Genomic DNA, 22,169 nt, shown 5'->3' with positions numbered 1-22,169 from the left:
CGCTTTAGCCTCTAGCTTCCAGAACGTTTTATTTCAACATTCTCTTTAGCCCATACCTGGTAACTCACCATGTCAGCACGGCTTTGTTGGGTACGACCCTGCTCAATCAAGGATTCGCTGGTTTGCATACTCTGCCAATCTTTTTTGATGACTCCTTCGACCATCACAACAGAATAACCACCCGGAGTGCTTACAACGGCTGATTGACCCTCAGCCATTTCAAACGCTTTTTGCTGTACAGAACGTGGTGCATCTGAAGACTGATTAAAGCTTGTTTCAACCTGAGTCCACTGCACATCCGTAACATCACCATTCTTGATGGTTTCTGCTTTATCTTTCGCAACATCTTTTGCTTTAGTCGAAGTAAGTTCAGCAACAATACCCGACTTAACAAGATTCAGAGCTTTCAATTCTGAGGGCTTGTACTCATTAATCGCAAACACCAAAGCACCTGCCGCCGTTTCAATGACACCACTGATCTCACGATCCAAAAGGATATTATCCTGGAAAGCCGCAGTACGAATTTCATTGTTTGAAGCAACGCCATCGCCATAATTTCTTGAGAATAACGCTGTTGATTGCTTATCCAGACTTAATGCATCTGCAACTTCTTCGATAGAACCCGCCGAGAAAGCAATATTGGATAGCTCTTGCTGTAATTCAGCGAACTCAACTTCTGCCTTTTCGGCACGAACATCAGCTTCAAGTTGTTCTTTCATTTCATCCAAAGATTTAACATCAGCGGCAGCAACCTTATTCAGCTTGATAATATGGTAACCGAATTCTGTTTTCACCGGAGCAGAAACCTCTCCTGTACTCAGGCCGTACAGAGCATTCTCAAATTCCTCAACAAATGCCCCGCGGGTATTCAGGCCAAGCTTGCCGCCCTGAGCTTTCGTACCGATATCATCAGAAAACTGTGAAGCAAGCTCGGCAAAATCCTCACCATTATCCAGGCGCTGCTTGATGTCGGCCGCTAATTTCTGAGCGTCTTCTTCAGTAATATCATCGGAGATTTCGATCAGGATATGACTGGAGTCGCGCTGCTCAAGTTCTTTCTCTTTTGCAACGTAGTCCTGATATAGCAAGTCGACGTCTTCGTCGCTGACTGCTTGCTTGGCTGCAAGTACACCACGTTCCAACTGAACATAATCGATGCTAACAGTCTCGTCAGTCATGAAACGACTCTTATTCTCGCCATAAAAGCTCTCAATTTCTTCGTCAGAAACCTCGATATCCTTTTCCAGAGAAGCGCTATTTAGCTCAACAAACCTGAAACTACGCGTTTCATTTTCCAGAGCTTCTTCGAGCTGAACCGAAAAAGGAGTTTCCACTGAGCTTAAAACAAAGGCTGCACGGGCTTGATTAACTTTAATATCTCCTGCCAACTCATTGCGAAAACTGAGTGGCGACCAGCCGTTCATGCGTAAAATATTCTGGAACTGTTCTTTGCTGAATTTTCCATCCAACTGAAACGCTGGCATCGACACGATTTGAGCGTCAATGGCTGAGGTTGAAGCGTGCAAGCCAAGCTTATCAGCTTGCACAAGCGCGACCTTTTGATTGATCAACTGCTCAAGAGCAGATTTACGCAGAAAGCCCTCGTTAAATAGATCTTCGTTGTATTGATCACCAAATTGATTACGAAGATTATTTTTCTGCTGCTCGACTAAACGAACAATTTCCACCTCATTAATATCGTTGCCGCCAACAGACGCCTTAGCCTCTTCGCCACCACCTAACGTGACGATGCTTTCTACGCCCCAAAGTGCGAATACAGCGATAATAAAAAATACGATTATTTTAGCGACTATACCCTGAGCATTATCGCGCATCGTTTGTAACATGCTTACTCCAAATTATTTTTTAAGCTCGTTGTCACAAAAAAAGCGCATCAGTCGATGCGCTTTTAATTTGGCGGACCGGACGGGACTCGAACCCGCGACCCCCGGCGTGACAGGCCGGTATTCTAACCAACTGAACTACCGGTCCGAATTTCTTTAGTTAACCGCGTCCTTCAGAGCCTTACCAGGCTTAAAGCTTGGCACTTTGGCTGCTTTAATTTCAATAGGCTCACCAGTTTGAGGGTTACGGCCAGTACGGGCTGCACGCTCTTTTACCTGAAAGGTACCAAAACCAACGAGAGCTACCTGATCACCTTCCTTTAGAGCACCACCAATACTATCAATCATGGCGTCTAAAGCACGGCCGGCAGCGGCTTTTGGAATGTCGGCGGATGCTGCAATAGCGTCGATCAATTCAGACTTGTTCACACTTAATCCCCTTACTCTGTGCGCAGTTGTCAATTCTTGTTATGCGAATGGGTGATCGCTAATCAAAAAATTATTAAGAGCCGTGATTTATACCAACAAGCCCTTATACCGTCAAGCAACCTTAGTGGGTACTTGGCCTAGTTTTTTCTTCCGAAGATGGCGTGGCATCATCTGCCGTATTAATCTCAGCCAATACACCATCAGGTTTTTGCTCCAAAGCCAGATCAAGCACTTCGTCTATCCAATCTACAGCGACAATTTTCAGGTCTGCCTTGATGTTTTCCGGAATGTCACGCAAGTCTTTTTCATTTTCTTTCGGAATCACCACCGTCTTTATACCACCACGATGCGCCGCCAGAAGCTTCTCTTTTAAACCGCCAATTGCCAACACCTTGCCGCGAAGGGTTATCTCACCCGTCATCGCAACATCGGCTCTCACCGGGATACCGGTCATAACCGATACCAGCGCGGTTGCCATACCAATACCCGCACTCGGGCCATCCTTTGGCGTTGCACCTTCGGGCACATGAACATGAAGGTCATGTTTTTCGAAATAGTCTTGCGCAATCCCCATACCTGCAGAGCGACTGCGCACCACCGTGAGCGCCGCCTGAATGGATTCCTGCATGACATCACCCAAAGAGCCGGTTTTCACAATACGCCCCTTACCTGGTGTTGCAGCAGACTCAAGCGTAAGCAGCTCTCCACCAACTGATGTCCACGCAAGACCTGTAACCTGGCCAACTTCGTTTTGAGCACCCGCCAGACCATAGCGAAACTTGTGAACACCGAGGTATTCCTGCAATAACTCTTCGCTGATTTCTCGGGTTGTTTGATTGGACTCAAGAATATTAGCTTTAACAACACGACGACACAGCTTGGCTATCTCACGCTCCAGACCACGAACCCCCGCTTCTCGGGTGTAGTGGCGGATGATGTCTTTTAGTCGCTCATCACTCAGTGAAAACTCATTGTCTTTCAGGCCATTCTGCTTGACTTGCTTAGGCAACAAATACCGTTTGGCAATGTTGACTTTTTCGTCCTCCGTGTACCCTGGAATACGTATGACCTCCATACGATCGAGCAACGGACCAGGCATATCCATACTGTTGGACGTACAAACAAACATGACATCCGAAAGATCGTAATCCACCTCGAGATAGTGATCAGCAAAAGTACTATTCTGTTCAGGATCTAACACCTCGAGCAATGCCGAGGCAGGATCACCACGATGATCCATTCCCATTTTGTCGATCTCGTCGAACAGGAACAACGGATTCTTAACGCCAACCTTAGACATTTTCTGGACGAGCTTACCGGGCATAGAGCCGATGTATGTTCTTCTGTGGCCGCGAATCTCAGCTTCATCGCGAACTCCGCCAAGAGCCATTCGAATAAATTTACGATTCGTTGCTCGCGCAATAGACTTACCCAATGACGTTTTGCCAACCCCCGGCGGGCCAACCAGACACAAAACAGCACCACGCACTTTCTTAACGCGATTCTGCACTGCCAGGTATTCCAGAATACGCTCCTTCACCTCTTCCAGGCCGTAATGATCAGCATTCAGGATTTCTTCAGCTTTTGCCAAATCATGGCTAACGCGGCTGCGTTTCTTCCAGGGCAGATTTACCAGCCAGTCAAGATAGCCTCTCACCACTGAAGCTTCCGCAGACATCGGAGACATCATCCGCAGCTTCTTCATTTCAGACTCCGCTTTTTCGCGAGCCTCCTTGGTCATACCAGACTGTTCAATCTTTTGATTGAGCTCGTCGAACTCGTTAGAACCATCTTCACTTTCACCGAGCTCTTTCTGAATGGCTTTCATTTGCTCATTCAGATAATACTCGCGCTGACTCTTCTCCATTTGTTTCTTAACGCGTCCGCGAATGCGCTTCTCGACTTTTAATAAATCGATTTCAGATTCCATGAGTTCCATCAGGTGTTCAACCCGAAGCTTCACATCTGTCATTTCCAACACATTTTGCTTTTCATCTAATTTGAGCGAAATGTGCGCCGCAATGGTATCAGCCAGACGACTTGCATCTTCAATGCCTGAGATCGTTGACAAAACCTCCCCAGGCACCTTTTTTGAAAGCTGAACATACTGCTCAAAATTCCCAGTCAACGAGCGAACGAGCACTTCATTTTCACGCTCAGGCAAATCGAGTCCCTGCTCTTCCGCAATTTCGCCACGGAAAAGCTCTTCTTCGTCAATAAGGGACTTCATGATGGCCCGGGACTCACCCTCAACCAAAACTTTAACCGTACCATCAGGAAGTTTGAGCAACTGCAGGATGGTTGCAATGGTACCTACAGAGTGCATATCTTCAATGCCCGGTTCATCATCTGATGCATCGGTTTGCGCCACGAGCATAATACGCTTGTCTGAAGCCATGGCTTCTTCAAGCGCATTAATTGATTTTTCACGACCCACAAACAAAGGAATGACCATTGCTGGGAAAACAACAACATCGCGCAATGGTAGTAATGGCAATATTTCAGTGGACATAGATATCTGACTCTACTTTTATCGATACTTACTTTGATAGTGGGGATTGGCAGTTATAAATACAAGGCTAAAAACAACAAAAGGAGCCGAGGCTCCTTTTGTTGTTCAGTAATTAATCGGCGTTCAGTCGTCATCAGGTGAGACTTTGCCCACATCACTGCTTTCGTAGATCACCAGCGGCTCGGCATCCGACGTGATTACCGATTCCTCAACAACCACTTTAGCAACATGCTGCTCTGAAGGGATGCGATACATTGTTTCTAACAATGCCCCCTCCATTATTGAGCGCAGACCACGCGCACCGGTTTTACGCTCCATTGCCAATTCCGCAACAGCCTCAAGTGCAGTATTTCGGAATTCAAGCTCGACGGACTCCATCTCGAACAGCTTTTCATACTGCCGTATCAGGGAGTTTTTAGGTTCAGTCAGAATCCTCACGAGTGCGTCACGATCAAGCTCGTCGAGAGTTGCCACCATAGGAAGTCGTCCGATGAACTCGGGAATCAATCCGTATTTCACAAGATCGCCAGACTCGATATCACGCAGCACATCGCCAACAGCTCTCTCGTCCTCTTTACCTTTGACAGTAGCAGAGAAACCAATACTGCTTTTCTCTGATCGGTCACGAATGATCTGATCAAGGCCAGCAAACGCACCGCCACAAATAAACAGGATATTAGAAGTATCAACCTGCAGGAATTCCTGCTGCGGATGTTTCCTACCGCCCTGCGGAGGAACCGATGCAACCGTACCCTCGATCAGTTTTAACAGCGCTTGCTGAACACCCTCACCCGACACATCTCGAGTGATGGATGGATTGTCAGACTTTCTCGAAATCTTATCAATCTCGTCAATGTAGACAATACCACGCTGCGCCTTATCGACATCGTAATCGCACTTCTGCAGCAGTTTCTGAATGATGTTTTCTACATCTTCGCCAACATACCCAGCTTCCGTCAGCGTTGTTGCGTCTGCGATTGTGAAAGGAACATTCAGTAGGCGAGCCAGTGTTTCTGCAAGCAGCGTTTTACCGCTACCTGTTGGACCAATAAGCAGAATATTGCTCTTTGATAGTTCGACTTCGCCCTTACTGCCACCAAACTGGAGTCGCTTGTAATGGTTGTAAACCGCCACCGCAAGAACAACTTTTGCCTTATCCTGACCAATTACGTATTCATCGAGAGTCGCCTTGATTTCCTGCGGCGTTGGCAAGCTATCACTACTGCTCTTACTTTCGGCTTCCTGTACTTCTTCACGAATTATATCGTTGCACAGATCAACACACTCATCACAGATGAATACCGATGGCCCGGCGATCAGCTTTCTGACTTCATGCTGACTTTTGCCGCAAAAAGAGCAATACAGCAATTTGCCATTATCGTCGCTCTTGCCTTTTGTATCGTCGGTCATTCGACTGCCTCGTTCTCTATATCTACTTTCAAAAAGATCTCTCTTTTTGCCTTAACTTTCAAGCTAACAGAGTGTTCCTTCGCTAGCTGCGCTTTTCCAGTACCTTATCAATCAGGCCATATTCCATTGCAGTATGAGCATCCATAAAGTTATCTCGCTCAGTATCCGCTGCAATTGTCTCGTAACTCTGACCCGTATGAGACGCCAAAATTCTGTTCAGCTGCTCTTTGGTGTTTTGGATATTCTGAGCCTGAATCTGGATGTCGGTTGCTTGCCCCTGAGCGCCACCACTAGGTTGATGAATCATAACGCGAGAATTCGGAACACTGAACCGCTTGCCTGGCGCACCCGCGGCCAACAGGAAGGCTCCCATACTGCAAGCCTGACCAATAACCATGGTACTTACATCCGGCTTAATGAACTGCATGGTGTCATAGATAGACATACCAGCAGTCACCGAACCACCTGGAGAATTAATGTACAGGTGAATATCTTTATCAGGGTTTTCGGACTCCAGAAACAGTAACTGAGCAACCACAAGATTGGCCATGTGATCTTCTACTGGTCCAACAAGAAAGATTACCCGCTCCTTCAGGAGTCGAGAATAGATGTCGTAAGAACGCTCACCGCGAGCGGACTGTTCTACCACCATAGGAACCAAACCACTGGCTTGGATAATGTCTGACTGCTGCTTAATGGAGTCAATCATTCGACTCTGCACTCCCTGATCTGTGAGTATTCTTTTTAACAAAAACAGCCGCATCCAACGGATAACGGCTGTCCAGAAGTTTAGCCATTGATTGGCTAAATGTCAGTTACTACAGACAACTTATTGAGCTGGCTGGTTCGCTGCACGAATAATTTCTTCGTAAGTTGTCTCGGTTTGACTAACTTTTGCACTAGCCAGAACCTTCTCAACAACCTGCTCTTCCAAAGCCATTGCCTCAACCTGAGAGCGCTGCTCCGGGTTGCTGCTGTAGTACTCACGAACCTGATCAGGATCCTGATAAGTCGCTGCAACTTCTTCGATCAGTTGCTCGACCTTCTCATCAGATGGGGTCAGATCATTGGCCTCAATGGCAGCATTCATCAGCAGCCCGATTACCACACGCTTCTCAGCTTGCTCCTTGAACAACTCAGCAGGAAGCATGCTTGCATCCATACCCTGACCACCACCAAATTGCTGAACAGCCTGCTGACGCAGACGATCAATTTCCTGATCAACAAGCGATGCTGGTACTTCAACCTCGTTGGCTTCTACCAAACCCGTGACAACCTGCTGCTTGGTTAAGGTGCGAATTGCGCGGGCCAATTCACGATCCATGTTCTTACGAATCTCAGTACGGAATTCGGCTTCATCGGACGTTTCTACACCAAACGCCTTGTAGAACTCCTCATTAAGCTCCGGAAGCTCAGGCTTTTTGACTTCATTAACCTTAACTTTGAACTGAACTGGCTTACCTTTCAGCTCTTCTTTGTGATAATCATCAGGGAAAGCGATATCCAGTGTCTTCTCTTCACCAGACTTAGCACCCTCAAGACCTGATTCAAACCCTGGAATCATCGAGTTCGAACCCAATGTCAGACCATAACCTTCAGCGGAACCACCCTCGAATGCTTCACCGTCGATAAAGCCTTCGAAATCAATATTCAACTGATCGCCATCGGTGGCCGCATCATCAGAGGGGCTCCATTGAGCCTGCTGCTTGCGAAGAGTCTCAACCATGGTCTCCAGGTCAGCATCATTCACTTCTGCAGACTGCTGCTCCACTTCAATAGCAGCAAAATCAGCCAGCTTCACTTCTGGGTACACTTCAAAGGTTGCCTTGAATTCAAGATCTTTACCTTCCTCATCCACAACCAGTTCGAACTTAGGCATGCCCGCAAGCTTGATCTCTTTGTCCTGAACAACCTTGAAGAAAGACTGTTGCATTTGCTGATATACAGCTTCAGCGCGCGCTTGCTTGCCGAACTTCTGCTTCGCAACTTTTGGAGGCAGAGGCTTGCCTTTACGGAAACCCGGCCCCGGGTTATTTTTTTGGCTTTGTGAAATGCGCTTTAATTCATTTACTACTTGCGCTTCAACCTCAGCAGCCGGAACACCAGCGGTCATTACCTGTTCCAGACCTGTGGTGGTCTCAATGGACACTTGCATAGATGCCTCTCAATCAACAATTTACAAACGATGCCACAAAACTATTGAGCATCAACAAATTCAGAAGGTCGCGGAGTATAACGCAACGACACTAAGGAAGAAAACATAAGATTGATCGTGAGTGTATTGGAGAAAACGAGGAATAAAGAAGATCAAAAAAAGGGGAAGTGGGGTGGCCGACGGGGATCGAACCCGCGACAACAGGAATCACAATCCTGGACTCTACCAACTGAGCTACGGCCACCACATTGTACTGACGGAACACCAATATATTGGCGCGCCCGGCAGGGCTTGAACCTGCAACCCTCGGCTTAGAAGGCCGATGCTCTATCCAGTTGAGCTACGGGCGCATGGCCACTTGACGGTATTAAATCAAGTGGTCGGGGTAGAGAGATTCGAACTCCCGACATCCTGCTCCCAAAGCAGGCGCGCTACCAGACTGCGCTATACCCCGATTTCCCTCTCAAAAGGCGTTCACCCCTTGAGTGGCTGCGCATAGTATAGATCACCCCCTAACCCGTCAACACCTTTTTAAAAAAAATTAATAAAAACAATCGCTTCCCAGTATTTAACCTGTTTCAGCAATTATTAGTGAGAGTGCATCTTTGTTTTGTCAGGCGCACGTGAGAAAATCCGCAGCTCTTAGAATTTGTCACAGGATATCTCCATTTATGTCCGCTCAGTTAATCGACGGAAAGGCTGCTGCTGCTGCCATTCGTGAGTCCGTAAAAGCACGCGTGGAACAGCGCTCCATTGAAGGCCTAAGAGCCCCAGGGCTCGCCGTTGTTCTCGTCGGCAACGACCCGGCATCTGAAGTATACGTATCTCACAAGCGAAAAGATTGCCAGCAGGTAGGCATTCTATCCAAGGCGTACGACCTGCCTGAAACAACCACACAACAGGAATTACTCAACCTCATCGACCAACTGAATGACGATAACGAAGTGGACGGCATCCTTGTGCAACTGCCACTGCCGGACGGGCTTGAGGCATCAGAGGTCCTCGAGCGGATTGCGCCAACGAAAGACGTGGATGGCTTCCACCCATTTAATGTCGGTCGCCTGGCACAAAGAATTCCACTACTGCGGCCCTGCACACCAGCAGGTATTGTCGATCTTTTGAACAGCACCGGCGAACCAGTGCGAGGCCAGCACGCGGTCATTGTCGGAGCCTCTAACATCGTTGGTCGCCCAATGGGATTAGAGCTTCTTATTAAAGGTTGTACAGTTACAACCTGTCACCGCTTTACGCAGGATCTGAAGCATCATGTCAGTCAAGCAGACATCGTAATTGTTGCAGTAGGAAAACCAGGCATCGTCAAAGGCGAATGGATTAAGCCCGGCGCGGTCGTAATCGATGTAGGTATTAATCGACTCGATAGTGGCAAGCTGATTGGCGATGTGGACTTTGACGCTGCCGCAGAGCGAGCAAGTTTCATTACACCGGTGCCCGGCGGTGTTGGCCCAATGACCCGTGCAAAATTACTGGAAAACACACTTCTGAGCTGTGAAACCCTGAGGGATTAACAGCGCTATGCCTGGCTGCGACGCATCGTGATAACACCTGCAGCATTCATGGTGCGACGCAGCCCTTCTGCCAATTCCGTTTTGACAAGGTTCAGCCCCAGTGCTTCAAGCCTTTGGTTATTGCCGACGGCACAACTCAAATCTCCCGGCCTGAAGGGATGATTAACAACCTCGAACGGAGTTGCGGTCAACAAACAGACCAATCTCACCAATTCATTCAGCTCTGTGCCAACGCCAGTTGAAATATTGACAGCACTGAAGCCTGGCTTGACTGACGACGCCAGGGCAATAATTGCAGCAATTGCGTCTTCAATGTAAATAAAGTCCCTGATCTGGTTGCCATCGCCGTATACATCAAGCTTCTGATTCGTTAAGGCTGCCTGGCAAAAGCGGCTGATTACATCTCCACGCCAACCATCCAACCAGAATCCATAGACATTGAAGAAACGCATTGCCGTTATGCTGATGCCGTAGCGCAAAGCATAGAAGCGTCCATATTGCTCGGTAAAGAAATTAAATAGCCCTTTCATACTGATTGGCTGAAGCTGCGCATTCTCCAAAACACTGGTTGAACTGTTCGGCCCGTACACTGAATCCGATGAAGCAAACAACACAGGGATATTTCCGAAGCGAATCGCTGTTTCGAAGACATTCAGCTGATCCGCCAAACAGGTGTGCAGCACCCGAACACTCAAGTCCCTCCCCTGTATTTCACGATGACGTTCCTCGGGTGTATACGACTCCAGCAGCTCTGCCGCAGGCTTGGCAAGGTGAATACAAACGTCGGGGCGAGCACCACCAAATACCCGTTCGAGCAGCGAACGATCACTCAAAAACCCCTGATGCCATTCGATTCCTGCAGAATTTATTAAGTGATTCGGGCATTTTAGACAATCATAGCCCACTACTCGGTGACCCATTCTGAGCAACTGAGGAATGAGCCATCCTGCGACATATCCAGCCGAACCTGTAACCAGTACATTAGCCATAACAGCAAAGCCTTATTTTTAAACCTCTGTCTCGCTGCAGCAATTAGCTGGCCAGTTTTTCTCCAGAAATTCGCCTCAGATTTTGCTGATATCACTAAGTCTTTCGCATATTAAAAATCGGGTTGCATTTTTTCTTTCTGAATTCGCACATTGCAAAGCTGCAACACGCGTTAGAGCAATCATTCGAGAAATATCTCAGATTTCTGTTCCGGCACAATTTTCGCTGTGAAATCCATAGTAATACGAAATAAGGTCATACCATGAAGATCGCAATATTCCTCGATAGCCGGAGTACTGGCGGCATAGAAACCCACGTAGCTCAGCTAAGCAGAGGGCTTCTCGCCTTCAATATTCCTTTCGACCTTATATTTTATAATCGGTACGACGATCAACACCCGCTACTGAGACAATTAAAGGGCTCGGTTAACGTGATTAATATGAAGGGATCGATATTCAACCTCAGCCAATACCTCAGAAAAGAAAGACCTTTACTTCACACCCATGGATACAAGGCCGGCATCATTGGCCGGTTACTGTGCAGCCTTCACCGATTACCGGTTGTCTCTACCCACCACAATGGTGACCCGGGAAAGGGACGAGTTTTTATCTACAACCTGATTGATCGCCTGACTTCCTGTGTTAGCCAAAATATCTGTGTCAGCGAGAGAATTATGAATAAGGTACCGGGTGCGAAGACACTCATCCCGAACTTTGTTGATTTCCCCAAGGGTGAGGAGAATCATAACGGACGCTACCAAGTGGCTTTTGTTGGTCGCTTTTCTTCAGAAAAAGGGCCGGATATTTTTGCAAAAATCGCAGATGGTTTGCCCTACTCTTTCGCAATGTATGGCGATGGAGAAATGCGACTGCCACTGAAAGAGAGTAATCCAAAGATACGCATGTATGGTAGCGTTGATATGAAGAATCACTGGCAAAAAATACGTTTACTGGTTATTCCTTCAAGGTATGAGGGACTGCCACTGGTTGCCATTGAGGCACTCAGCCATGGAATTCCTGTTGTATCAAGCAGGGCCGGAGACCTGCCAAAGCTCATTAAAGCTGTCGGAATTGGCAATACAGTCAACCTGGAAAACATCGATGTGTTTAAAAAGAGAATAAACTTCTGGATGCAGAAAAACAGCGAAAAATATTTAACAGACGCGACCAAAGCCAGAACGTTCATTTATAACAACTACAGCCTCAGAGCCTGCATACCTTCCGTGATTGAGGTCTATCGCAATGCAGCGAACTGCTATGCCGAAGAAATTTGCTGATTGCATATTCAACCTCACGCAAAGAGATGACCAATAGCACAGGACAACATCGCCGCATCATGACGCTGGCCGTCAGTGGTCAGCTCAGCCTCAACCAAGGTGACATTCTCAAGCTCCTGTACGAAGGGCTCGATTGCTCGACTGTTCGGCCAAAGCACAGCATCAGGAAGCCTGATGCCCGCTCGACGGAGCAGATCCAATTGATGATCCAATGTCAGATTATAATATCGATCGCCACCGCCTAATCGTTCCTGCGTCAGATTAGCCACCAACACAAAACTGCCTTTGGATTTATTAATAAGATCGGAAACACCATCAACCAGCAAGGGCGGCATGACACTGGTCATAAAACTGCCGGGGGATAATAGGATACCGTCAGCCGACGCCAGAGCATCCGCCACTTCTGGTGTTAATTCAGCTTTATGACTTAAACCAAGATGCGCAAAAGGCTCGTGATGATCATCTATTTCCACTTCACCGATTACCTCAACTTCGCCATCAAACCCGGTTAATGCGACAGGCGTATAAGACATTGGCAGCAATCTCGGCTTGATGTGCAACAATTCGCGCATGACATCAATGGCGTCCGTTGGTGATACAGACATTTGCTCAAGTGCAAATAACATCAGATTGCCGAGATTATGACCATTCAACTCGCCTGCTGTAGAGAAACGATATTCGAACAGCAACTGCCCAATACTGGGTTCACGACACAGCTGGTTGAGACAATTGCGCAGATCGCCCCAAGCGATCGTATCTGCCTCCCGGCGCAGTCTGCCAGTCGACCCGCCGTTATCCGTGGTTGTCACAATGCCAGTGAGATTTTCACCAAGTGATTCAAGCGCAGTTAATAACCGGCCTAAACCATGCCCTCCGCCAAAGCAGACCATCTTAAGCTTCGGGCTAATTGTTTCCATTTGCCCAGCGCTCACGCTTACGATAAATGGTTGACGCACTCACCTCTAACAGTGCCGCTGCTTTAGGAATATTATCGCCACATTGCTTGATGGCGCTTTCAATAGCATCTTTCTCGACTTGCCATAAAGGTCGGATTTCAGTTTGGACAGACTCATGCACCAAGCCGGGTTGCGGTGCAACCGCTGCCATATTAAGCAACGGATTGGGAACCATTTCCGGTGGCGCAATTTCGTTAAGTGGTGGCGGCAACATCTCCTGGGTAATATCACCGCCCTGATTCAGCACCACTATATTACGTATTACATTTTGTAATTGTCGCACATTGCCGGGCCACTCATACGTTTGCATTGCGATATTGGCACCAGCTTCAAAGCCCGAAAAATTCTTATTCTCTTCCGAGGCATATTGATTCAACAGATGGTTCATAATTAGCCCAACATCTGCACCACGCTCTCTTAATGGAGGCAAGTGGATTGGAATAACATGCAAACGGTAATACAAGTCTTCGCGGAAGTTCCCTTTTTTTACTTCTTCCAATGGATCTTTGTTGGTGGCACAGACAAAGCGCACGTCAACCGTTTCCAAAGTATTGCTGCCGACTTTTTGAAAGGTTCCGGTTTGTATAAACCGCAACAACTTAGTTTGCAGATCGAGGTCCATCTCGCACAGCTCATCAAGAAACAGGGTCCCGCCATTTGCTCTGCTGGCAGCGCCTTCTCTGGCAGAAACCGCTCCAGTAAAAGCTCCTTTAGTGTGACCAAAAATCTCGCTTTCCATCAGATCGCGAGGAATAGCTCCACAGTTAAGTGCAATGAATGGTTTCTGAGCACGCGCGCTGCGCTTGTGTATCGACGTAGCACACACTTCTTTTCCGGTACCACTCTCCCCTGTAATAAAAACGGTGGCATTGCTACTGGCAGAGCTATCAATAATCCGATAGACACTTTGCATCGGTAGTGAAGCACCAATAAAATCTTCATATCCTTCTCGATTAAACTGATCTTTAAGATTATCGAGCGCTTCGCTCATACTCTGATGATCAAGCGCATTTGAGAGTGTTGTCAGCAGACGCTTCGATGAAAAAGGCTTTTCAATAAAGTCGTATGCGCCAAATCCCATCGCTTCAACCGCCATATCCACTGAACCGTGTCCAGTAATGACTAAGCTAACCAAAGGGAATTGCTTCTCATGAATGTGGCGCAGTACATCCATCCCACTCATGTCCGGAAGGTTAATATCAAGCACAATTGCATCTGGTAAATCACGCCCGAGGTAACCCAAGGCGCTTTTGCCGTCCCCAACAATGTCGACCTGATAACCCGCACCGAGCAGATATTCCTTATAGAGTTCAGCCATTGATTCACTATCTTCAACGATCAGAATCCGTTTTGTTGACACGTCAGTTCTCCCAATCCTTCTGCCTTAACGAACAATAAATTGTTTATCTGGGCACCAATACCAATAATGTGATGTCATCAGCCACAGACACACCCAACCTATTATCATAGTAGTCCAATACTTGGTTCAGATTGGGTTCGGGCTGCATTAGTTGTTGCTTAATTTGTGACTTAACAGTCATGAGCTGTTCTTCCGTGAGTGACTCAGTCAGCCCATCAGTAAATAGTACCAGCGGCCCATCAAGTCGGATTTTCTCTGACTGGTAGCTGCCACCGACGAAACCAAGCAACGGCCCACCGACCAGTTCAGCCGTTTGAAAATCGTCCCCGTCGAATAGCCACGGATGAGGGTGCCCAGCCGATGCCACCTCAATCTCTCGGGTACCATCCGTTTTTATTGCCACGGCGGTCAGCAGCGAACTTCCCAACAAACTGACATCTTCGAGAGAAGCCGCAAATGCATTCATAAAGCCGTCGGGCGTAATTGCACAACCAGCCGCCGATAGACCAGCTGCCATACCTTGCAGAAAACCGAGGTAGGCATGCACAAAAAACTTGGCTTGCTGATCGTGCCCCATGACGTCGGCTAACATCAGCAATTGGCCATCGGCACAATCGTGTTGATAGACAAAATCACCGCCTCCACCTTCGGCAGTGCGGTAAGCACAGTAAACCTTGAATCCAGGTGTCGTACGTTTCACTTCAGGATGCAATTGATTAGAGATGGATGGCGCCAATTGGCTGGAAATTTCACGCTGTAGCTGCTGGTGACGAACGAATACCCGATCAAGCTTGGCGAGCAACAGCTTTTTCGAGACAGGCTTTTTCAACACATCATCAATGGCCAAACGGCTTAAATTGTCACTTTCTTGCCCGGTAAGAAAAATAAAAGGCAGTGACCGATGCAGCTCCTGAGCCCTCACCCGAAATTCGACGCCACTCATGCCAGGCATATTGATATCAGACAGAATTAAATCCGGGGCGTGTTGCTTGAGCCAGTTCAATGCTTCTACCGGCTCTGAGAATATCTGAACCGCATAGTCACTGCTTAAATAAGCCTCAAGCAACACCAACAGACTCCGATCATCGTCAACGATCATGATCGTTTTTTGGGTAAGCGACTCAGGTTTGTTAATTCGCATTGTCAGGCGGTTAATACCGTTTGTGGAGGAATATGCAACCTCATCGGATAGGCTTCTTATCAAACCAAGCCCCATACCACCGGTTTTCAACTCCTGAAACTCAATGTCGGCGGATGACATCAGCTGCTCAAAATTTTCCAGACACGCGCCATCATCTTCAATATCTAACGCCCAAACGGTTTCGTAGTCGGTCAACTCAATGGCAACCGTTTCCGGTACTTTCGCAGGGTGTTTGACCAGATTGGTCAGCCACTCGCTGGTGAGCAGAACCAATTGATCCAGGCGCGAATTCCCCACCGCTGAACACCAGTGGCTAACCTTATGTCGCAGAGGTGCGATTTTATCTCGCGAAAAGTTCTGGCATTGATGTCTGTTTTGGTAACTCGTCATAAACTTCCCACACTAGCAGACCTGGTCCAAGCAGCGCTTCAACTGATCCAGACTCGTTTTTATCAACTGATCAAATGCACTCACTTTATCCATCGATACCATCTGACCATCTTTCGCTGATAACTCAATTGTTTTTGCCTCACGAGACAACGCCAACGCCCCGTAACTGGCAGCACTGCTTTTAATGGTGTGCGCTTCCCGCGATACACCACTCCAGTCCCCCGCGGCTGCCAATGTACCGAGATGCTTTCGTCGCTGCTCAGTTTCTTCAATAAAAACCGCAGACATACGCCTGACGGCTGCTGAAGATGTGTCGGACAGCAATGATTGCAAAATATCTATTTCGATTAACGCCTCTCCATCGGAAACCGTCACATCCTCGTTGTAAACAACTCTGCACACGCCATTCTTTTCGACGCTCAGGTTCGGGACGGTAGCTTTCGACTGAAGATGAAGTTCGCGTCCATCAACGTCAGAACTTGCGGTGATCGCCGGAGCAGTGACACCCCGTGCTTCACATTTTTTCCGATACCAATTGGTCAGCTGTAAAAACATTTCCTGTTTATTAATGGGTTTTGAGATAAAACCCTGCATACCAGCCTGATGACAGTCTGCTTTTACATCGGCAACCACATTAGCCGTCATCGCCAGAATCGGTATTTCTCCCAACTTTCCTGGCAGTGTGCGAATCTGTCGCGTTGCTTCCAGCCCATCCATTTCCGGCATCTGCAGATCCATTAAGATAAGGTCATAAGGCAAACTCTGAACCGCCCGTAACGCCTCAAGACCATTGGCAACCGCATCGACAGAATAGCCCGCTGACCGCAGCACATTTAGCGCAACCAACTGATTGGCCTGGCTGTCTTCGGCTAGCAATATTCGGAATGGTATTTCCGGTGATAATTGAGTCATTACGGCATGATCAGCATGGTCCTGAACCTCATCCTCATTGCCAATCAATTTTTGAATGGTATTGGCTAACAACTCCGGGCGACTTAACAAAGATAAACACGCGTCAAAACCGAGTTCGCAATAATGTTCAAACAATGCCTGATTGTTACCCTCAATCAGCAGGAGTATCGGCGTACTGGGAAAATTGCACTTAAATTCATCAATATACCGATCGGCTTCGTATGGCAGGTAACGGAAATCAACCACTAATATTTGCATCGGATCATCCGGACCCAGAGAGAAAATCGATTCGATGCTATCCACAACAGAAATATACGATTTCATCGACAACAGCTGTTCTTTCAGCAACAAAGAGTCTTTGTCACGGCCTACCGTCAACCCAAGATGAACGTGCTCAAGCCGCGCTGACAATACCGATCTGGCTTCCCCTGCGCTATCAAGTGTGAGCCCGAATGAAAAACAACTGCCCCTCCCGACCTCACTCTCCAGTGCGATTTTTCCTGACATCATTTCGACCAGTTTCCGACTGATCGAAAGCCCTAAGCCAGTGCCACCAAAACGGCGTGTATCTGCACCATCAACCTGCACAAAATCATCGAACAAACGACGCTGATTCTCTGTACTGATGCCGATACCACTGTCCTCGATCGAGAAATTAAGTCTTACCTGAGCGTCGTCACAGTCAATCAGATCAATGCGCACCAGAACATAGCCACTCTCGGTGAATTTCAGAGCGTTGCCAATTAAGTTCATCAGAATCTGACGGATACGGCTTTGATCGCCCATCAGACGAGATGGGATTTCAGGGTCGATAAAGCATGCCAATGCGACACCCGATTCAGCCGCCCGCGCCGATAATAAATCGATAACGCCATACAGCATCTGCGCCGGGTAAAATTCCGCGGGTTCAATGGAGAGCTTTCCCGCCTCTATTTTTGAAAAGTCTAATACATCGTTAATAATCGACAGCAGGGCCTGACCGGAATGCAATGCAGTATCAACAAAGTGACGCTGACTTTCGTCAAGCTCCGATTCCTGCAACAAGCCCAACAGCCCCAGTACGGCATTCATTGGGGTACGAATCTCATGGGAAATAGACGCAACAAATTGCGACTTGTACAGATTTGCCCGTTCCGCTTGCTCTTTGGCATGCAACAATCGCTGTTCATTATCTTTGCGTTCGCTGATGTCCTGAAGCGCGGCTGCAAAAATAGTCTTACCACCGGCATGAAGGGGAAAGATGGTCAGCTCCACCGAGAATCGTTCTCGTGATTTGCGCTGAGCCACCACCTCAACACGCTTATTGATAAAGTCTCCACCGCCATTGTCCAGATAGCGCTTCATACCCGCTTTATGAAAAGCCCTTGCCTCTTCCGGAATGATGAGCTCACCCAGATCACGCCCCATGGCTTCATCTTTGAGATAACCAAAGGTCTGACATGCCGCAATATTAAAATCCTGAACCACACTGTTTTCGTCAATCAGAATGATGGCATTGGTGCTGTGATCAATGACCGCCGTGTGTATCGCCTGCTGCGCCTGGAGGCTTTCCTCAACTTTCTGGCGTTCACTGACGTCTTTAACAATCGCAATAATCAGAGGCACCTGCTGCTGGTAGCAATGACTCAGCGAGATATCCACGGGGAACAGGCTGTTGTTACTGCGGCGTGCCCAGGTTCGTAATCCCTGTTCAGGAAACTCAGGAGATTCACCACGACGCAGACTGTACGCCACGTTCTGCAGCCAATGTTGAATATCGAATCCATGGAAATAACTGGTGATCGTTTTTAGTCGTTGTTCATTAACAGAAAACATAGCGGCTGCTGATCGGTTAAGACTGACAACCCGCCCTTCAAGATCAAAGGCAAGCACTGCTTCCGGAAGGTGATCCATTAGCAGCACGAGGTGCTCTGCATACAAATCCGGGTCAGGACGACCGGATTTCGGTTGTTGACTGGGGTGACCTTGCGAATAATGTCGCTGCTGACGTTTTTGTGACTGCTGATTTACCCGTCTCAGCTTGCGACCAATCTGCCTGGTAAAATGGCTGGTTACGATCATAGATAATCCTTTCATCCATTGCTTATCAGCCTAGCAGCAAAACCGCTGATTCACCCGACGGACGGGGCTGTGCTCTGGTAACAGCAATCAGATTGACATGTTCAACAATGCCGAACTCCGTACTTTTTTTCGAATCCAGTTCATAGGGCCGGGCAGCCAACGTTGTAATCGGTATGTTTCACGAATCAGCTCGTCGGCAAGACTTGGATTCTGGGCGTCATTGTAAACACAGCCGGAAAGTTGGATACCCAGCGTGTTTAATCGATTAACCGCACAATTCAAATGACTCTGGCGCGTTACTCCGGCTTTAACCATCAACAATACGCCTTCGCACTCCGCTGCAATGCGTTCTGCAGGCAGGTTATGGCGATTAATCGCATTCAGAGGCGAGGTGTCGATAATGACGACTTCGTATTCTTGTAACCACGCCTCAAGGCAGCGAGCCAAATAGTGCTTCTCTCTCAGCATCAGGTTGCCCGTCGGAGTCACAGGCGCTGGCAGAACCGCGAGGCAGCCTGTGGAATCGTTAGCAAGTTCGGTAGTTTCAATTTCACTGGTCAGGTGGTGTTCAAGATTCTGCCAACTGCTGTTTTGCAACCCTAACTCGTTCGCAATTGCCGGACGACAAAAGTTCATATCCACCAATAAGGTTTTATGACCACCGGCCTCCGCACGGCGTGCCAGAGCACAGGTCAATGTCGTTGTCCCCTCTCCCCCATGACAGGACGTAACCGCAAGACTGCGTAAGCCACGATCGATGGTTTGCGAATAAATACTCTCAAGCTCCGCATAATGGATTGGCAATTCAAGCCGCTCTGATGATTTCTCCATCCGCTTCATAGTGCTGCTGCTCCCAATGCATAGACTGAAATAATACTTAACGCATCGGTTACACCTTCCATAAAGATGCGCCAATTGCTGCGTGAAATATTCGGTACATAAACCGTATCCCCTTCTCGCAGCGCCGGTAGATTGGCAAAATCCGGATTCTTAACAAACTCAACCAGATCAAACGATGTGGATTGTTCACGACAGCACGAAGCATTAACTACCACAATTCTCTCGACATACGCCGCTTCGGTTGGTCCTCCGGCCTGAGCCAGCAAATCAAGCAAGGTCATATTGTCGTTAAAGCGATAGCGACCAGGCTTAGCGACGGAACCCAAAACCCGAATGGTTGATTCTTTTTCTTCATCCAGCCAGTTCCGGTCTTTTTCCGGAACAAAAATACTGTCTCCGGGTAAAACCCGGGGGAGCAACGTTTCGTCACCGGTTTCAAAATACAGCGCCAGATTCAGTTTACTAACCCGCGGCTGATCGTCGTTGCGGTGCATTATCCGGATATTGTGAATATCGGCATTGTTCGAAGGCCCATCAGCCGCTGAAAGAATATCCAGAAACCCCATACTGGCATCAAAAGCGTATCGTCCAGCGGCATTTACCTGACCAAAAACATAAATTGAACGATCCGGTGCCTGACGTAACCACTTGGCTTTATTGTCGGTTGGGTCCTGCGGCAATTCGGGAACCATAACGGTGTAACCAGCTTTTAATACGGGCAAATCCTTGATGTGACCGCCACTTTCATTAAATGCGGCCAGATCAAACACTTTGCTATCTACCCGGCCATCGTCGTGGCGCACAATAATCTGCGTGCCAGAGATATCGGCACGCTCTTCTGGCCCACCGGCATGAGCCAGCAGATCAAAAATACTCATTTCATTCGACCACTCATATCGGCCAGGGCGCAGCACTGCCCCCATGATATAAATAGCTCTGGTTGGCGGAACTTTTAACCAGGAGTTTTCGTCTGTGGCACTTTTTTCCGGAACAAAAATGGCATCACCGGGTTGAATTTCCGGCAAGCCAATACCACTGCCAAATTCCGTATACTTCTGAAGATCAAATGGCACAACTTCGCCATTAGCCCGTAATAATCTTATCTGACGGGTTTCGGCAAATCGGGTGGGACCGCCGGCATTCGCCAGAATATCCAGGAAGGTTGCCCCCTCCTGATTTTCAAACGCACCAGGTTTAGGAACTTCACCCATGACGTAAACCATTCGCGCACCGACTTTCACCTCTTTTGCCGCGATTGGAACAAAAACCGTGGAACCTCTTTCGAGATTAAGCAGTTTCTGACTGTTACCATCGTCCAGATACGCTTTCAGATTAAACAGAGTTGGCTTGTTATTATTAATGATACGAATTTGTTCGACACCAGCGTATCGGGTAACGCCACCGGCACGCATGATGACGTCGATTACTGTGCTCTTACTTTTGAATGAGAACAATCCAGGATTCTGAACCTCCCCGAATACTTTAATGGCGTTTTTATCTTCAGCCGCATCACCACCAGAGATCAGCGTTGCTGCATCAAACTCCGCCTCAACGTTACCAATTAATGGCGACGCAGGTACAAAGATTACATCCATACTTTGCAGCGCCGGGATAAGATTTTCATCACCACTATCCAAGTACGCTTTGTAATCGAATATCTGTTCTTCCTTACCGTCAGCGGTTGACCGTTTAAGCTGCATTTTATCCAGTTGTGCACCGGTTTTCAGGCCGCCAGCCAGGGATAAAGCCATTTGTATATTCGCATCGGCTGGCAGATCAACCTGCCCCGGATTCTGAACATAGCCCAGCACCGTGATTAACAGTCGACGTTGTTTTATCGCAATATCCAAACGCGAAATGTCTCGATATACAGTCGACAATGCCTGCCTAATCGCAGCATCAGCCTGCTGTAGAGTGAGTCCTGCCAGCGGAAATTCACCGATTTCCGGCAGAATAATGACCCCGCGTTTATCCAGCGCGAAATCTCTGTTTAATTCCTCTTCTCCGGCCAGCGCTATATGCAAACGATCACCGATATTGATAATCCCTTCACTCTCTGTTTTGTATTCTGGCTGCTGGATGTCTGGGAGTTCAATTTCTTTGTTTGGCAGCTCCTCATTACTTACAGATTCGAGCAGTTCAGGGCTGCTGACCGGTTGCTGGATTATTTCCTGCGGTTGAGGTTCATTAACCGCAAGCATGTCGCGCAATTGTTGTGCAAGAATTTCAAGCTCCGGATCAACGACTTTTGTTGTGGTGTCTAAAATGGCTTCAGCTGGAACAACTGAGGAGGATACGGACAGGATAAATAGGATGATTGCCCGCTGAACCACATGCATTTTTTTATTCGGTGCGGTAGGCAATTCCATA

General features: G+C 47.9%; 15 protein-coding genes and 4 tRNA genes. 2 read left to right on the top strand and 17 right to left on the bottom strand.

Going from position 1 to position 22,169, the window contains the following annotated elements; translation table 11 throughout:
• Window positions 1–11: 11 nt before the first annotated feature.
• The 10 genes from MK185_04100 to MK185_04055 form a co-directional block, all read right to left on the bottom strand.
• Window positions 12–1,847 carry a SurA N-terminal domain-containing protein gene (locus tag MK185_04100; GenBank protein ID MCH2039794.1) on the bottom strand — a complete coding sequence of 612 codons (1,836 nt, stop codon included), beginning with the start codon at window positions 1,845–1,847 and terminating at the stop codon, window positions 12–14.
• Between the two features lie 68 nt (window positions 1,848–1,915).
• Window positions 1,916–1,992: transfer RNA gene (locus tag MK185_04095), tRNA-Asp, on the bottom strand.
• Window positions 1,993–2,000: 8 nt separating this feature from the next.
• Window positions 2,001–2,273 (bottom strand): HU family DNA-binding protein, encoded by a 273-nt coding sequence (locus MK185_04090; protein ID MCH2039793.1) that lies wholly within the window; start codon window positions 2,271–2,273, stop codon window positions 2,001–2,003.
• Window positions 2,274–2,394: 121 nt separating this feature from the next.
• A complete protein-coding gene (gene lon / locus MK185_04085; GenBank protein ID MCH2039792.1) occupies window positions 2,395–4,785 on the bottom strand; it encodes an endopeptidase La in 2,391 nt (796 codons plus the stop codon).
• Window positions 4,786–4,908: 123 nt separating this feature from the next.
• On the bottom strand, window positions 4,909–6,195 hold the full coding sequence (gene clpX / locus MK185_04080; GenBank protein MCH2039791.1) for an ATP-dependent Clp protease ATP-binding subunit ClpX: 1,287 nt from the start codon (window positions 6,193–6,195) through the stop codon (window positions 4,909–4,911).
• A gap of 82 nt (window positions 6,196–6,277) precedes the next feature.
• Window positions 6,278–6,904, bottom strand: coding sequence for an ATP-dependent Clp endopeptidase proteolytic subunit ClpP (gene clpP / locus MK185_04075; GenBank protein MCH2039790.1), 627 nt, complete (start codon window positions 6,902–6,904; stop codon window positions 6,278–6,280).
• A gap of 120 nt (window positions 6,905–7,024) precedes the next feature.
• Entirely contained in the window at window positions 7,025–8,350 is a 1,326-nt protein-coding gene (gene tig / locus MK185_04070; protein ID MCH2039789.1) for a trigger factor, read from the bottom strand.
• Between the two features lie 168 nt (window positions 8,351–8,518).
• A tRNA-His gene (locus MK185_04065) sits at window positions 8,519–8,594 on the bottom strand.
• 29 nt (window positions 8,595–8,623) lie between these two features.
• A tRNA-Arg gene (locus tag MK185_04060) sits at window positions 8,624–8,700 on the bottom strand.
• Window positions 8,701–8,727: 27 nt separating this feature from the next.
• A tRNA-Pro gene (locus MK185_04055) sits at window positions 8,728–8,804 on the bottom strand.
• Between the two features lie 217 nt (window positions 8,805–9,021).
• Here MK185_04055 and folD point away from each other — a divergent pair.
• Window positions 9,022–9,876, top strand: a complete 855-nt coding sequence (gene folD, locus MK185_04050) for a bifunctional methylenetetrahydrofolate dehydrogenase/methenyltetrahydrofolate cyclohydrolase FolD (GenBank protein MCH2039788.1) — start codon at window positions 9,022–9,024, stop codon at window positions 9,874–9,876.
• 5 nt (window positions 9,877–9,881) lie between these two features.
• Here folD and MK185_04045 read toward each other — a convergent pair whose 3' ends face one another.
• Window positions 9,882–10,796, bottom strand: coding sequence for an NAD-dependent epimerase/dehydratase family protein (locus tag MK185_04045; GenBank protein ID MCH2039787.1), 915 nt, complete (start codon window positions 10,794–10,796; stop codon window positions 9,882–9,884).
• 329 nt (window positions 10,797–11,125) lie between these two features.
• Here MK185_04045 and MK185_04040 point away from each other — a divergent pair, with 329 nt between their 5' ends.
• Window positions 11,126–12,139, top strand: coding sequence for a glycosyltransferase family 4 protein (locus tag MK185_04040; GenBank protein MCH2039786.1), 1,014 nt, complete (start codon window positions 11,126–11,128; stop codon window positions 12,137–12,139).
• 14 nt (window positions 12,140–12,153) lie between these two features.
• Here the strand turns inward: MK185_04040 and yvcK are convergent, their stop codons facing one another.
• The 6 genes from yvcK to MK185_04010 all read right to left on the bottom strand — a co-directional run bounded on the left by yvcK (window position 12,154) and on the right by MK185_04010 (window position 22,168).
• The gene (gene yvcK / locus MK185_04035) at window positions 12,154–13,056 is read right to left on the bottom strand and encodes a uridine diphosphate-N-acetylglucosamine-binding protein YvcK (GenBank protein ID MCH2039785.1); all 903 of its coding nucleotides are present in this window, start codon (window positions 13,054–13,056) and stop codon (window positions 12,154–12,156) included.
• Complete coding sequence (locus MK185_04030) at window positions 13,043–14,455, bottom strand: sigma-54 dependent transcriptional regulator (GenBank protein MCH2039784.1); 1,413 nt, start codon at window positions 14,453–14,455, stop codon at window positions 13,043–13,045. Before MK185_04030 ends, yvcK begins: the two co-directional genes overlap by 14 nt.
• Before the next feature lie 43 nt (window positions 14,456–14,498).
• Window positions 14,499–15,893 (bottom strand): response regulator, encoded by a 1,395-nt coding sequence (locus MK185_04025; GenBank protein MCH2039783.1) that lies wholly within the window; start codon window positions 15,891–15,893, stop codon window positions 14,499–14,501.
• Window positions 15,894–15,998: 105 nt separating this feature from the next.
• Window positions 15,999–18,959 (bottom strand): PAS domain S-box protein, encoded by a 2,961-nt coding sequence (locus tag MK185_04020; protein MCH2039782.1) that lies wholly within the window; start codon window positions 18,957–18,959, stop codon window positions 15,999–16,001.
• 87 nt (window positions 18,960–19,046) lie between these two features.
• Complete coding sequence (locus MK185_04015) at window positions 19,047–19,799, bottom strand: CpsD/CapB family tyrosine-protein kinase (GenBank protein MCH2039781.1); 753 nt, start codon at window positions 19,797–19,799, stop codon at window positions 19,047–19,049.
• Window positions 19,796–22,168 (bottom strand): SLBB domain-containing protein, encoded by a 2,373-nt coding sequence (locus MK185_04010; protein MCH2039780.1) that lies wholly within the window; start codon window positions 22,166–22,168, stop codon window positions 19,796–19,798. The genes MK185_04015 and MK185_04010 overlap by 4 nt, the downstream gene beginning before the upstream one ends.
• Between the last annotated feature and the right edge of the window lies 1 nt (window position 22,169).

The sequence above is a fragment of the Saccharospirillaceae bacterium genome (assembly GCA_022448365.1).
Taxonomy (GTDB): domain Bacteria; phylum Pseudomonadota; class Gammaproteobacteria; order Pseudomonadales; family Oceanobacteraceae; genus Bacterioplanoides.
Note: the sequence above shows the minus strand (reverse complement) of the source record. Positions and strands in the feature narration are given on the sequence as shown.

Excerpts from the sequence above, each read along its gene's own strand:
- MK185_04020 (MCH2039782.1), bottom strand. The coding sequence starts at position 18,959 with ATGATCGTAACCAGCCATTTTACCAGGCAGATTGGTCGCAAGCTGAGA.
- clpX (MCH2039791.1), bottom strand. The coding sequence starts at position 6,195 with ATGACCGACGATACAAAAGGCAAGAGCGACGATAATGGCAAATTGCTG.
- MK185_04100 (MCH2039794.1), bottom strand. The coding sequence starts at position 1,847 with ATGTTACAAACGATGCGCGATAATGCTCAGGGTATAGTCGCTAAAATA.
- yvcK (MCH2039785.1), bottom strand. The coding sequence starts at position 13,056 with ATGGAAACAATTAGCCCGAAGCTTAAGATGGTCTGCTTTGGCGGAGGG.
- MK185_04015 (MCH2039781.1), bottom strand. The coding sequence starts at position 19,799 with ATGAAGCGGATGGAGAAATCATCAGAGCGGCTTGAATTGCCAATCCAT.
- tig (MCH2039789.1), bottom strand. The coding sequence starts at position 8,350 with ATGCAAGTGTCCATTGAGACCACCACAGGTCTGGAACAGGTAATGACC.
- clpP (MCH2039790.1), bottom strand. The coding sequence starts at position 6,904 with ATGATTGACTCCATTAAGCAGCAGTCAGACATTATCCAAGCCAGTGGT.
- folD (MCH2039788.1), top strand. The coding sequence starts at position 9,022 with ATGTCCGCTCAGTTAATCGACGGAAAGGCTGCTGCTGCTGCCATTCGT.
- MK185_04045 (MCH2039787.1), bottom strand. The coding sequence starts at position 10,796 with ATGGGTCACCGAGTAGTGGGCTATGATTGTCTAAAATGCCCGAATCAC.
- MK185_04040 (MCH2039786.1), top strand. The coding sequence starts at position 11,126 with ATGAAGATCGCAATATTCCTCGATAGCCGGAGTACTGGCGGCATAGAA.
- lon (MCH2039792.1), bottom strand. The coding sequence starts at position 4,785 with ATGTCCACTGAAATATTGCCATTACTACCATTGCGCGATGTTGTTGTT.
- MK185_04010 (MCH2039780.1), bottom strand. The coding sequence starts at position 22,168 with ATGGAATTGCCTACCGCACCGAATAAAAAAATGCATGTGGTTCAGCGG.